The sequence below is a fragment of the Pseudomonas sp. GW821-FHT09D08 genome, assembly GCF_059416305.1.
This window is the reverse complement of the sequence record NZ_JBWKOX010000007.1, coordinates 213,364-226,769: the sequence shown is the minus strand read 5'-3', so window position 1 is coordinate 226,769 and position 13,406 is coordinate 213,364. Positions and strand designations below refer to the sequence as shown.

The window sequence follows — 13,406 nt, the reverse complement described above, 5'->3', positions numbered from 1 at the left end:
GGTGGAAGGGGGCAAGCTCCCTCCCCAATTTTGACTGAGTACATCCGGTTTACAGCGGTAAGTGCCGACTCAGCAGCGCCCGCAGCGCGGCGGGCTTCACCGGTTTGGCGAGGTAATCCAGCCCTGCCGCGTGCACCTCTGCCACCATCTCCGGGCGGCCGTCGGCACTGATGACCACACCGGGAATCGGCTCCGCCATTTGCGCCCGCAGCCAGCCCATGAGCTCGGTGCCGGTCTCGCCGTGGTCGAGGTGGTAATCCACCAGCGCCAGTTGCGGGCGTACGCCTTGCTCCAGCAGCGCCGCACATTGCGCCTGATCGGTGGCGGTCCACACTTCACAGCCCCAGCGTGTCAGCAGGCTGCGCATACCGATCAGGATGCTCTCTTCGTTATCCACGCAGAGCACTTGCGCGCCGCTTAACGGCAGGCTGTTCTCCTGGGTAGGCTTTGCCTGCGGGCTGGCCTGGTTGCGTGCCAGCGGCACCCGCACGCTGAACACGCTGCCCTTGCCCGGCCAGGAGCGTACGCTCAAGCGATGGCCCAGCACCCGGCACAGGCCGTCGGCAATCGCCAGGCCCAGGCCCAGGCCTTTCTCGGCGCGGGTCTGGTGGCTGTCCAGGCGCTTGAACTCTTCGAAGATCACCTTCTGTTTATCCAACGGGATGCCAGGGCCCCGGTCCCAGACTTCCAGGCACAGCTCGCCCTTGCGCCGACGTACGCCCAGCAGCACCGGGCCGTCGGCATACCGGAAAGCGTTAGTCAGGAAATTCTGCAGGATCCGCCGCAGCAACTTGATGTCACTGTCCACGCGCAAGCGGCTGCCGCGCAGGCGAAAACGCAGGCCTTGTTCCTGGGCCAGGGCCTTGAATTCCGCGCCGAGGGTGTCGAACAGTTCGTTGAGCGCAAAGGGCTGGCGCTGCGGGTTGATCTTGCCGTTTTCCAGGCGCGAGATATCCAGCAGGTCGCTGATCAGGTCTTCGGCCGAACGCAGCGAGCTGTCCAGGTGCTGTACCAGTTGCCGGGCTTCGCTGGACAGGCCGTCGTTCTGGTGGGACAGGGCGGCGGAGAACAGGCGGGCGGCGTTCAGCGGTTGCATCAGGTCATGGCTGACGGCCGCGAGGAAGCGCGTCTTTGACTGGCTGGCGGACTCGGCCACGCCCTTGGCATCGGTGAGCGCCACATTGAGCTGCGACAGTTCGTGGGTGCGCTCGGTCACCCGTTGTTCGAGGCCTTCGTTGGCCTCGGTGAGTGCCTGCTCGGCCTCGCGGAACGCGGTAATGTCGGTGAAGCTCATGACGAAGCCGCCGCCGGGCATCGGGTTGCCGATCAGCTCGATCACCCGCCCATTCGGGAACAGGCGCTCTGAGGTGTGCGCGCGGCCCTGGCGCATCCAGTGCAGGCGGCGCGCCACGTGAACCTCGGCTTCCCCCGGCCCGCACAGGCCGCGCTCTGCGTTGTAGCGGATGATGTCGGCAATCGGTCGGCCTACGCTGATCAGCCCGTCCGGGTAATTGAACAGCTCCAGGTAACGCCGGTTCCAGGCCACCAGTTTCAGGGACTGGTCCACCACACTGATGCCCTGGGTGATGTTCTCGATGGCGCCCTGCAGCAAGGCGCGATTGAATTGCAGCACTTCCGAGGCTTCGTCGGCGATACGTACGACGTCCTCGAGCTGCATTTCCCGCCCTTCGATCGCCGCTTTCACCACGGCCCGAGTCGAGGATGCGCCGAGCACACCGGCCAGCAATCGCTCGGTGTGGGCGATCCAGTCGTTGTCGGCATTCTGGTTGGGGTTAAAGCCTTTGCCCTGGCGATAGGCGAAGCGGATAAAACTCTGCTGGGCCCGTTCTTCGCCGACAAACCGCGCAGCCAGGCTGAGCAGGTCGCTGATCTGTACCGACAGCATCGAGCGAGCGTTGGCGCGCGGGCTGATTTCCTGGCCGATAAAACGCCCGGCTTGCCAGTGTTCCGACACGCGCGTGCGCGACAGCATCGATACCCACACGAACAGCGTGAAGTTACCCGCCAGGGAGAACACGGTGCCCAAGGTCAGTGAGGTGACGGACAAACCGAGCGGGTGCGAATGCATCCACGTCAGCCCCGGGAAAATGGCGAGGGACCAACCCAGGCTTTTCGCGGTAACCGGTAGGACCAAGGTGTAGAACCACAGGAACGTACCCGCCGCCAGCCCCGCAAATACACCGCGTCGGTTGGCTTGCTTCCAATACAGTGCGCCAAGCATGGCCGGGGCCAGTTGAGTCACTGCGGCAAACGCGATCTGGCCGATGGTCGCCAGGCTCGCGGTGGAGCCCAGCAGGCGGTAGCTGACATACGCCAGCAGCAGGATGATCACGATGCTGACCCGGCGCACCGACAGCATCCAGTGGCGGAACACTTCGAACGGCCGCTCGGCGCTGGAGCGGCGCAGCAGCCAGGGCAGCAGCATGTCGTTGGAGACCATGGTCGACAAGGCGATGCTCGCCACGATCACCATGCCGGTGGCCGCCGACGCACCGCCGATAAACGCCAGCACGGCGAGGGCCGGGTGCGCCTCGGCCATGGGCAGGCTGATCACGTAGGAGTCCGGCAGCACCGAGCCGGGCAGCATCATCTTGCCACCCAAGGCGATCGGCACGACAAACAGCGCGGCGAGGATCAGGTAGGCCGGAAACACCCACTTGGCCAGGCGCAGATCCTGGGGGTCGATATTCTCGACGACCGTCACATGGAACTGCCGGGGCAAGCAGATGATCGCCATCATGGCGACGCCGGTCTGCACCACCATCGACGGCCAGTTGATGGTTTCCTTCCAGTATTCCTCCAGGCGTGGCGCGAGCATCGCCTGGCTGAACAGGTCGCCGAAACCGTCGTACAGGCCGTAGGTCACGAACGCCCCGACCGCGAGAAAGGCGAACAGCTTCACCAACGATTCAAACGCAATCGCCAGCACCATGCCTCGGTGGTGTTCGGTGGCGTCGAGGTTGCGGGTACCGAACACAATGGTGAACAACGCCAGCACCAGGGACACGATCAGCGCCGTGTCCTGGGCTCGGGTACCGGTGGTATCGGCACCTGCGCCAATCAGCAGGTTGACCCCCAGCACAATACCTTTGAGTTGCAAGGCGATATAAGGCAGCACGCCCACCAGGCAGATTAGCGCGACCACCACCGCCAGGGACTGGGATTTGCCATAGCGTGCGGCGATGAAGTCGGCGATGGAGGTGATGTTTTCCTGCTTGCTGATCAGGATCATCTTCTGCAGGACCCAGGGTGCCAACACCAGCAACAGCACCGGTCCCAGGTAGATCGGTAAGAACGCCCACAGTTGTTCGGCGGCCTGGCCTACGGCGCCGAAGAAGGTCCAACTGGTGCAGTAGACGGCCAGCGACAGGCTATAGACCCAGGCACGCATGCGCGGCGGCAGCGGCGCACGGCGGCGGTCACCGTAGAAGGCGATGGCAAACATAATGGCCATATAGGCCAGGGCAACGGCGGCGATCAGCCCGCTGGACAGCGTCATGGTAACTCCGAGCATGAGAACACCCAGGCATTCCAGGCCCGGTTGGACAGTCTCGCATGATGCCTGGGGTTAGTCAGTGTCGACCAAGGTCGTGTGGGATCGAATGTCGCAGGGGGCGCTCAGCGCGGTGGCAGGGTTTTCTGGCGCAGGATGTAGATTGTCACCAGCACGGCGCTGGTCAGCATGAAGCCACGTGCCCATGGCAACGGCACCAGGTAGCAGGAAAAACCGATACTCAGCCACATCAGGCCGATGGCGTAGACCTTGCCCTTGAGCGGGATGCCGTTGCCGTCCAGGTAGTCACGAATCCAGGGACCCAGGCGCGGGTGTTCCACCAGCCACTGGTAGAAACGCGGGGAGCTTCGAGCGAAGCAGGCGGCGGCGAGCAGGAGGAAGGGGGTGGTCGGCAATACCGGCAGGAAAATACCGATCACTCCCAACGCTACGCTCAGCCAGCCGATGGCCAGCAGCACATAGCGCAGGAGCAGCGAGCGATTGCCCATGGGTGTCACGGGCAAGCGACTCAGTGGTGGCGTGGCTTGAGGATCGCCGGTTTTTCGTCAGGGGCGTTGCACAGCAGGTACAGGGCGGTCAGGGCTTCCGGGATCTGTACGATCATGTCGTCCATCAGGTTGGCGTCGGCGGCGATGTCGGAAAATTCAGCTTCTTCCTCAAACAGCCCCGAACCGACCATGATCGGCAAAAGCATTTCGCTGACTTCTTCCTCGGCGGTTTCGAACCAGGCGGCTTCACGCAGGAACACACCTTCCATGAAACCGATGCACCAGCCGCGCAGGTCGGAGTCGTCCGGCTCTTCGCCCAGGTCCAGCTCGCACGGCAACTCGAACTCTTCATCGGAGGCCAGTTGGCGCGAGATGTGGGCCTTGAGGGCCAGCAGGGTGGATTCGATTTCTTCGCGCTGGGCGGCGTCGGCGTAGTGCGGCTCTTCGGCGAACAGTGCGTCGATCCATTCACGGTCGGGAACGACCTCGGAGCAGATCGACAGGGCGGTCAGGTAGCCGTGGGCGGCCACGTAGTCCAGCGCCTCGTCATGCAGCTCATCGGCGTCGAGGAAGGCTTGCAGGCGGGTTAGTTGCTCAGCGAAGGACATTGAAGGACTACCTTGGGAATAAACGATGCTGAATTCTAGGCTTTCTTGCGCGCCCAAGCCAGTCGGCATGCATATTTGCCAGGTTTTAGAGACGGGCTGCAATTCGTCAGCGGCGCCCTTTGCCGGATGACGCTCGGGTATACTGCCGCGTTTTGTGATGCCCCTGCAGGCCAAGCGCCAGGTCGAGAAAACTTCGCTTACGGATTATTTTCCGTGAGCCCGTATTTTTTCGACCAGCCTGTACAGAGGGATTTCGGCACTATTTTGTTGGAGTTATACATGCTCGATCAGGCTCAACGCGTTCTCAAGGACATCTTCGGCTACGACAGTTTTCGTGGCCGCCAGGGTGCGATCATTGAGCGCGTGGCCAAGGGCGGTGATGCCCTGGTCCTGATGCCTACCGGTGGTGGCAAGTCGTTGTGCTTCCAGGTGCCGGCGTTGTTGCGCAACGGGCTGGCAGTGGTGGTGTCACCCCTGATCGCGTTGATGGACGACCAGGTTGCGACCCTGGAAGAACTTGGCGTCGCTGCCGCCGCCTTGAACTCCACCCTCAGTGCCGAGCAGCAACGCGACCTGGCCGCGCGGATCAAGCGCGGTGAAGTGAAGATGCTTTACCTGGCACCTGAGCGCCTGGTGCAGCCGCGCATGCTGGCGTTTTTGCAGAGCCTGGAAATTGCCCTGTTCGCCATCGACGAAGCCCACTGCGTATCGCAATGGGGGCACGATTTCCGCCGCGAATATTTGCAGCTCGGTCAACTGGCGGAGCTGTTCCCGGACGTCCCGCGCATCGCCCTGACCGCCACGGCCGACAAGCGCACCCGTGAAGAAATCGTCGAGCGCCTGCACCTGCAGGGCGCCGAGCGGTTCCTATCGAGTTTCGACCGGCCGAATATTTTCTACCGCATCGTGCCCAAGGAGCAGCCGCGCAAGCAGTTGCTGGCATTCCTTTCCGAGCGGCGCAGCGATGCGGGCATTGTCTATTGCCTGTCGCGCAAGAAGGTCGATGAAGTGGCCGCGTTCCTCTGCGAGCAGGGCTACCCCGCGCTGCCGTACCACGCCGGCCTGCCCAACGAAACGCGCGCTGCCCACCAGAAACGCTTCCTCAACGAGGAAGGCCTGATCATGGTGGCCACCATCGCGTTCGGCATGGGCATCGACAAATCCAACGTGCGCTTCGTGGCCCATATGGACCTGCCCAAGTCCCTCGAGGCCTATTACCAGGAGACCGGGCGTGCCGGCCGTGATGGCCTGCCGGCGGATGCCTGGATGGTCTACGGCCTGCAGGACGTGGTGATGCTCAAGCAGATGCTGCAGAACTCCGAAGGCGATGAGCGCCACAAGCGCCTGGAGCAGCACAAGCTCGACGCGATGCTCTCGTTGTGTGAAGAGACCCGCTGCCGCCGCCAGACCTTGCTGGCCTACTTCGACGAGGACATGCCGCAGCCGTGCGGCCACTGCGATAACTGCATCGACGGGGTGCAGACCTGGGACGCCACCGAGCCCGCGCGCCAGGCGCTGTCGACGATCTACCGTACCGGCCAGCGTTATGGCGTCGGTCATCTGGTGGATGTATTGCTGGGCAAGGACAACGAAAAAGTACGCAGCTTCGGCCACGAGAAACTCTCGGTCTACGGCGTCGGCAAGGCCCGTGCCGAGGGCGAGTGGCGTTCGCTGTTCCGGCAGATGGTCGCGCGTGGCCTGGTGGACATCGATATCGAAGGGTATGGCGGCCTGCGTCTGAACGACAGCTGCCGGCCGCTGCTCAAGGGCGAGGTGAGCCTGGAGCTGCGCCGCGACCTCAAGCCGCAAACCACCGCCAAGACCAGCACCAGCCAGGCCAGCCAGCTTGTACGAGGCGAGGAGCGCGAACAGTGGGAAGCCCTGCGTACCCTGCGACGCAAACTGGCCCAGGAACACAGCGTGCCGCCGTACGTTATTTTCCCCGACTCCACCTTGCTGGAAATGCTGCGCGAGCAGCCCACCACCATGGCCGAAATGGCGCGGGTCAGCGGCGTCGGTGCGCGTAAGCTGGAGCGCTACGGCCAGGCGTTCCTCGAAGTGCTTGGTGGCCAGGCCGAAGCGCCGAAGGAAATCGCCGATATTCGCCATGAGCTGATCAGCCTGGCCCGCGCCGGCATGACCCCGATCCAGATCGCCGGCCAGCTGCAATGCACGGAGAAAAACGTCTATACCTTGCTGGCCGAAGCCATCGGCAAGCAGCAGTTGTCATTGGAGCAGGCCCTTGATTTGCCGGAAGATTTGCTCGGCGAGATCCAGGATGCATTCCTGGACGGAGAAGGCGAATTGCCACCGGTTGCGGAGATTGCACCGCTGTTTACCGGGCGTGTTCCTGAAGGGGTTTTGTACTGCGTGCGGGCCGCTTTGCAGTCTGAATTCGAAATTTAGTGTGCCAATTACGACAATGTAACGAATCAGTACATAGCAACTCTTGCCTAGTGACATGGCTCATGCTTAGCTGACTAATAATTAGCCATACTTTATTTTCAGTCTAAAACATGAGTTTTTTATGCCGTTAACCGATCAACACCGTTTTGGCATGCAGCTGGCGCAAATGTCCCGAGGTTGGCGCGCCGAGCTCGACCGCCGTTTGGCCGGGCTGGGCCTGTCCCAGGCGCGCTGGCTGGTGCTGCTGCACCTGGCCCGTTTTGAAGAAGCGCCCACCCAGCGTGAGTTGGCGCAAAGCGTCGGCGTAGAAGGGCCGACCCTGGCCCGGTTGCTCGACAGCCTCGAAGGCCAGGGCCTGGTGCAACGCCAGGCCGTGGTGGAGGACCGTCGCGCCAAGCGCATCCTGCTGTGTGACACCGCCAAGCCGTTGATCGAGCAGATCGAGACGATCGCCACGGCGTTGCGTCACGAGCTGTTTGTGGGCATTGACGAAGAAGATATGCGTGTCTGCATGCGGGTGCATGGGCACATCCTGGCAAACCTGGAAAAGTCCTGATCCGAGCCCCGTAGCAAGGGTTAGAAGGTTTGCCCGAGGTTCAGGTACACCGCCTTCTGATTATCATCGTTGAACCCATAGCTGAAATTCAGCGGCCCCAGCGGCGTATCAAACCCGAGGAAAATACTCGCGGCGTTGATATAGCCGCTGTCGAACTCATTGTCGTTGTTCCATGCCCGGCCGCGTTCCAGGGACGCGCCCAGGTACAGCGGGAAATCCAGCGGCAGGTAGGAGCGCGGCGTCAGCCGGCGGTAGTACACCGCGCGCATCAGGCTGATGTTCTGCCCGGAAATCGCATCCTGGCGGAAGCCCGACAACTGCCGCGCACCGCCCAGCAGGAAGCTGGAAATCACCACGTCCGAATCATCCAGGGTGCGCCCGTAGCGCCCGCCCAGCACCAGCGTGTCCGGACCGTGGCTCATGGCCTTGTCCAGCTTGAACTCCCATTGTCGATAGCGCTGATCCGAGCCCAACCCCGGTTCGAATTCGCGAAACGCCAGGCCAATGTCCTCGCCGCTGTGGGGGAAGTACACGTTATCCAGGGAGTCGAAGGAATACTTCAGTTCATAGAAGCCTTCGCTGAAGCTCACACTTGGCAGGTCGCGGTCGCCGATGCGCACATCCGCCTTGCCCCAGGCCTCGCCGACACCGAAGCGGATCTCGCCGCTGTTGCCGATCTGCCGCCCCACGTTGAGGCCGAAACCGTAGCGTTCCAGGCGGTATTCGGAGATCGGGTCGTTGTCCAGGATCAGCTCGACGTTCTGTGCCTGGGCGCTGATATACGGCGCGACAAAGTAGCGCGAACCGGTATCCATCGGCTGGTAGAACTCGCTGTAAAGCTCCTGCCGATCACCGATCTGCACCCGCGTCAGCCACTCGGCACCCAGGCGATTGATGCCGTTCATGCGGTAGCTGGCGCCGAGGTTGAAGGCGCTGTCGCCGCGCATGTCGTCCGACAGGTTCAGGCCCAGGCGCAGGTAGTCGGTGCCGCTGCGTTTGCCCCGCGCGCTGATCACCAGGGTGTTGTCCTGGCCCTTTTTCACCACGCGGTATTGCACCTGCTCGAAGTAATCCAGGCCATACAGGGTGCCCATGTCGGTCTGCAGGCGGCCAAGTTCCAGCGGTTGGCCCAGCGGTTGGCGGATGTAGTAGCGGATCACGTCGTCGCTGACCTTCGAGTCGTTCTCCACCTTGATCGCGGTGATCACCGGGGTGCGTTCGCCCGGCGTGCGCGCGGCCACCAGTTGCGGGTCGATCGGCTCGGCGGGGCGCAAATGGGCCAGGCGAACGTCGAGGGCGCGGGTGGCACGGTAGCCAGCATCGATCATGTCCTTGGCGCGGCCGAAATCCGTCACGCCATAGGCGGCCAGGGGCGGCTGGATCAGCACGTCCCGGGGCTGTAGGGCCTTGAGTTGTTCTTCGGAGTTGCGCCGGGTCATCAGGGTGATGGACTGGTTGAGCACGTCCACCACCGTTGCCAGTTGCTTGCGTGAGCGCAGCGGGGTGCCGATGTCGACCACGATGGCGATGTCCACGCCCATCTCACGCGCCACATCCAGTGGGATGTTATCGGTCATGCCGCCATCCACCAGCAGGCGGCCATCCAGCTCCACCGGCGCGAACACGGCCGGGATCGACATGCTGGCGCGGATCACCTGGGGCAGGTGGCCCTTGCTGAATACCACTTTCTCGCCGGTGGTGATGTCGGTGGCCACGGCGCGAAAGGGGATCGGCAGCTTGTCGAAATTACGCGTGTTGCTGGTATGGGCGAACATGCTTTCCAGCAACAGCGCCAGGTTCTGGCCCTGGATCACGCCAAGGGGCAGGCCGAGGCTGCCGTCATCGCGGAAGCTGAGTTTCTGCTTGACCAGGAAATCCCGGTCATCCTGCTTGCGTCGAAACGGCACGTCTTCCCGTGGCGGTGCGTCGGACAGCGCCTGTTGCCAGTCGATGCCCAGGGCCAGTTTTTCCAGCTCATCGATCTTGTAGCCCGACGCATACAGCCCGCCAATCACCGCGCCCATGCTGGTGCCGGCAATCGCGTCGATATGAATACCCTGTTCCTCCAGGGCCTTGAGCACGCCGATATGGGCCAGGCCTCGGGCGGCACCGCCGGACAGCACCAGTCCGATTTTGGGGCGGGGCGTCTCAACGGCGTCGGCAAGAAGCGGGAGCAGGCACAGGAACAGGCAGGACAACAGGCGGCGCATCATGAATCTCGAGGCTGGGCGATAAAGGCCGGTATTATAGCCATCCGTTCCACCGAGCCCGTTACGCCAGGAGCCTCTCAAATTATGTCGCTGAGCAAACCCGAGATTGTCATCACCTATTGCACCCAGTGCCAGTGGCTGCTGCGCGCCGCGTGGCTGGCGCAGGAGTTGTTGAGTACGTTTGCCGAAGACCTCGGCCGGGTGGCGCTGGAGCCGGCCACCGGCGGTGCGTTTCGGATCACCTGCGACGGTGTGCAGATCTGGGAGCGCAAGGCGGATGGTGGCTTCCCTGAAGCCAAGGTGCTCAAGCAACGGGTGCGCGACCAGATCGACCCACAACGGGACCTGGGCCACAACGACCGTACGCCATGAAGGTCACCGCCACAGCCGGGCGGTGACCCTTGGTGCGCCGCTATTTGGCGGCCATCTTGCTTTTGATGAAGCCCACGACCCAGGTCAGCACCAGGCCGCCGACACCGCCGCCGACGATGTTGCTGCCCACCGCCGCCACATCCAGGGCTTCGCCGCCGGAGGTGCCCGTGAGTGCCGCGACAACCTGGCCCAGCACCAGCCCACCGATACCGCCAAGCATGGTATTGAGGCCGGTCCCCAGGCTCTGTTTGGTCATGCCGGCCAAATTGCCACCGACGGCACCGCTGATGATCTGAACCAACAAGCTGATGAACATTTCCATGATGAAACCCCTGCATCGCGTTGATGGAGTGACCACTCGCGTGCAGCAACTGCAGGAAACGCCATGGCTGTCGTCGAGGAGTCTGTATCCGTTGAACGACGGCTGACTGTTGCGGATGTTTAAAGTATAGATCAGGCCGTTGCAGCGGGCTGCTTGGCCTGGCTGGCGCTGCCCATCAGCCCGGAAAGCACGATGGCGACGATGATCAACGCGCCGCCCAGCAGCATGCGCAGGGTCGGGGTTTCGGCAAACAGCAGCCAGGCCACGGTGATGCCGTAGACCGGCTCCATGGCGAACACCACCGAGGCGGTGCGCGCCTTGATCACCGCGAGGCTGGCGACAAACAGGCTGTGGGCCAGGCCGGTGCAGAACACCCCAAGCAGGCCGATCCACAACCAATCCAGCGCACGCACATCCGCCAAACCCGGCGCAGCCACGGGCAGCAGGCACAGGGCGACCACCACATTTTGGCAAAGCGCCGCCTGTACGGCAGGGATGCGCCCGGAACTGGCTCGGTTATTGAGCGATAACAAGGAAAACAGTAACCCCGAGGCGATGCCCCAGAGCAGGCCGCCAGTGGCTTCGCTGGCGAGGTTGAAGTCCGGCGTGACCAGCACCAACCCAACGGTGACCAGAGCCACCAGTACGATTTCATTGGCGCGAATGCGCTCGCGGAAGATCAGCCCTTCGAGGATCACGGTAAACGCCGGGAATGCAGTAAACCCCAGCGTGGCGACGGCCACACCGGCGACCTTGACGGCAATGAAGAACGTCACCCAATGCGCCGCCAGCAACACGCCGCTGACCAGCAGGCGGCGCCAGTCCTGCGGCGCCAGGGTTTTCCAGGGGGCGTTGCTGGCGAAGCGTGCAAACACTGCCAGGGCAATCACGGCAAACGCGGCGCGACCGAAGACGATGATGGCCGGGGAGGCGGCCGCCAGCTTGCCGAATACGCCGGTGAGGCCAAACATCAGTGCGCCGATATGCAGGGCGCCGAGGGCTGAGCGGGGAGTCATTGCGATCCTTGAACCAACGGGAGTGACAGGTTCGCAGTCTAGAGGGTGCAGGTGTATGCGTCTGTCGTGGGACTCGCGATTTTTAGCGCAAGGCTCGCCCTATGGGGCGCGCCGCAACGCCCCGGGAGAGGCGCCGAATTCACGCAGCATAGCGGCGGCAAAAGCACTTTGTGAGGTGTAGCCCACCCGCTCGGCGATTTCACCGATGGGCAGCGGCGTCTCGCGCAGCAGGTTCAGGGCCAGTTGCAGGCGCCGACTGCGGATGTAATCCATGGGCGTCTGCCCGCATTCGGCGATAAAGCGCGCATGCAGGCGCGCCACCGACAGGCCGGCGATACGCGCCAGGTCGGCGACCTGCAACGGATGGGCAACGTGTCGCTCGATATGTGCATTGAATGCCGCATACGGCAGGCGGCGGCCCGGCAGCTGCGGGGCCTGCGGATGATTGAGGCTGGCCAGCAACAGCACCGCACCCTGTTGGACGATCAGTGGATCATCCACAGGGCTGTGCGCCAGCCATTGCACCAGTTGGTGCTGCCGGGAATCCAGGGCCAGGCGTGCCGGTTGATCGAGCAGACGGCGGCTGGCGTCGGCGTGTTCGCCCAGGGATTGCAGGAGCCAATGCTCCGTGGGCACATCCAGCACCAGGCAACGGCTGCCATCGCGACTGCCACAGGCGTGGTGGGCGGAGAAGGGCAGCACCATCACGCTGCTTTCGCGCACCTGGCTGCCACGGCCGTCGACTTCCAGGTCCAGGTGGCCGGACAGGCCGAACACCAACTGCGCATGGTCATGGCTGTGGGCGATGGGCGCTTCGAGGTAGTGGCGTAGCGTGAGCGACGGTCTCATCGCGGTCTCCTGGGCGGCAGGCCGCCAGTCTACAACGCTTCGCGGCCGGCGGGCGCTGTCATCGGACTGACGCACGACTGTCATGGGCTATTAATCGCCAGGGCGCAAGCTCGCGAAAACAGCGTCGAGGGATGCCCATGACCAGTGCCGAGTTCACCAAGCCCAGCCGCAAGCAGCGGGTTCGTACCCTGTGGATTTCCGACGTGCACCTGGGCACCCGGGATTGCCAGGCCGAACACCTGTCGCAGTTCCTCAAGGGCTACCACGCCGATAAGGTCTACCTGGTGGGCGATATCATCGACGGCTGGAAAATGCGCGGCGGCATGTATTGGCCCCAGGCCCATACCAACGTGATCCGTCGCCTGCTGACCATGGCCAAGCGCGGGACCGAGGTGATCTACGTCACCGGCAACCACGACGAGTTCCTGCGCCGCTACTCCAAGCTGATCCTGGGCAATATCCAGTTGGTGGATGAGGCGGTGCATGTGACGGCTGACGGTCGTCATCTGCTGGTGATCCACGGCGATCAGTTCGATGTGATCACCCGTTACCACCGTTGGCTGGCGTTCCTGGGCGACTCGGCCTACGAGTTCACCCTCACCTTGAACCGCTGGTTGAACCACTGGCGCGCCCGCTACGGCTATGGCTACTGGTCTTTGTCGGCGTACCTGAAACACAAGGTCAAAACCGCCGTGAGCTTTATCAGCGATTTTGAAGAGGCCATCGCCCACGAAGTGACCCGGCGCGAGTTGCATGGCGTGGTGTGCGGGCATATCCACCATGCGGAGATTCGCAAGGTGGGCGAGGTGGATTACCTCAACTGCGGAGATTGGGTGGAGTCGTGCACGGCGTTGATCGAGCACTGGGACGGGAGCATCGAGTTGTATCGCTTGGCGGATGCCCAGGCGAAAGAAGCGCAGTTGAAAGCTGAGATGATCACAAACTGAAGGCCAACCACAGTCCAACTGTAGGAGCGAGCTTGCTCGCGAAAAACGTCAACGATAACGCGTGCAGCCTGAATAGGCGCGGTGCATATGAGTTCTT

Annotated in this window: 11 protein-coding genes; 4 read left to right on the top strand and 7 right to left on the bottom strand. The window is 62.9% G+C overall.

Features of this window, described 5'->3' with window-relative positions; all coding sequences use genetic code 11:
- Positions 1-49 precede the first annotated feature (49 nt).
- The 3 genes from AC07OP_RS15325 to AC07OP_RS15315 form a co-directional block, all read right to left on the bottom strand.
- Positions 50-3,520, bottom strand: coding sequence for a hybrid sensor histidine kinase/response regulator (locus tag AC07OP_RS15325; protein ID WP_495100699.1), 3,471 nt, complete (start codon positions 3,518-3,520; stop codon positions 50-52).
- 119 nt (positions 3,521-3,639) lie between these two features.
- Positions 3,640-4,023, bottom strand: a complete 384-nt coding sequence (locus AC07OP_RS15320) for a YbaN family protein (RefSeq protein ID WP_027603821.1) — start codon at positions 4,021-4,023, stop codon at positions 3,640-3,642.
- A 20-nt stretch (positions 4,024-4,043) separates the two neighbouring features.
- Complete coding sequence (locus AC07OP_RS15315; RefSeq protein ID WP_027603822.1) at positions 4,044-4,631, bottom strand: UPF0149 family protein; 588 nt, start codon at positions 4,629-4,631, stop codon at positions 4,044-4,046.
- 279 nt (positions 4,632-4,910) lie between these two features.
- Here AC07OP_RS15315 and recQ point away from each other — a divergent pair, with 279 nt between their 5' ends.
- Both recQ and AC07OP_RS15305 read left to right on the top strand, forming a co-directional pair.
- Positions 4,911-7,037 carry a DNA helicase RecQ gene (gene recQ, locus AC07OP_RS15310; protein ID WP_495100700.1) on the top strand — a complete coding sequence of 709 codons (2,127 nt, stop codon included), beginning with the start codon at positions 4,911-4,913 and terminating at the stop codon, positions 7,035-7,037.
- Positions 7,038-7,158: 121 nt separating this feature from the next.
- A complete protein-coding gene (locus AC07OP_RS15305; protein WP_027603824.1) occupies positions 7,159-7,593 on the top strand; it encodes a MarR family transcriptional regulator in 435 nt (144 codons plus the stop codon).
- Positions 7,594-7,613: 20 nt separating this feature from the next.
- Here AC07OP_RS15305 and AC07OP_RS15300 read toward each other — a convergent pair whose 3' ends face one another.
- Entirely contained in the window at positions 7,614-9,803 is a 2,190-nt protein-coding gene (locus AC07OP_RS15300; protein ID WP_027603825.1) for a patatin-like phospholipase family protein, read from the bottom strand.
- Between the two features lie 84 nt (positions 9,804-9,887).
- Here AC07OP_RS15300 and AC07OP_RS15295 point away from each other — a divergent pair, with 84 nt between their 5' ends.
- On the top strand, positions 9,888-10,175 hold the full coding sequence (locus tag AC07OP_RS15295) for an Rdx family protein (RefSeq protein WP_495100701.1): 288 nt from the start codon (positions 9,888-9,890) through the stop codon (positions 10,173-10,175).
- 40 nt (positions 10,176-10,215) lie between these two features.
- Here AC07OP_RS15295 and AC07OP_RS15290 read toward each other — a convergent pair whose 3' ends face one another.
- The 3 genes from AC07OP_RS15290 to AC07OP_RS15280 form a co-directional block, all read right to left on the bottom strand.
- The gene (locus AC07OP_RS15290; RefSeq protein WP_115486749.1) at positions 10,216-10,497 is read right to left on the bottom strand and encodes a hypothetical protein; all 282 of its coding nucleotides are present in this window, start codon (positions 10,495-10,497) and stop codon (positions 10,216-10,218) included.
- Between the two features lie 131 nt (positions 10,498-10,628).
- Complete coding sequence (locus AC07OP_RS15285) at positions 10,629-11,513, bottom strand: DMT family transporter (protein ID WP_495100702.1); 885 nt, start codon at positions 11,511-11,513, stop codon at positions 10,629-10,631.
- Positions 11,514-11,612: 99 nt separating this feature from the next.
- The gene (locus tag AC07OP_RS15280) at positions 11,613-12,362 is read right to left on the bottom strand and encodes a helix-turn-helix transcriptional regulator (protein ID WP_495100703.1); all 750 of its coding nucleotides are present in this window, start codon (positions 12,360-12,362) and stop codon (positions 11,613-11,615) included.
- 137 nt (positions 12,363-12,499) lie between these two features.
- Here AC07OP_RS15280 and AC07OP_RS15275 point away from each other — a divergent pair, with 137 nt between their 5' ends.
- Positions 12,500-13,309 carry a UDP-2,3-diacylglucosamine diphosphatase gene (locus AC07OP_RS15275; protein WP_065924942.1) on the top strand — a complete coding sequence of 270 codons (810 nt, stop codon included), beginning with the start codon at positions 12,500-12,502 and terminating at the stop codon, positions 13,307-13,309.
- Positions 13,310-13,406: the final 97 nt, after the last annotated feature.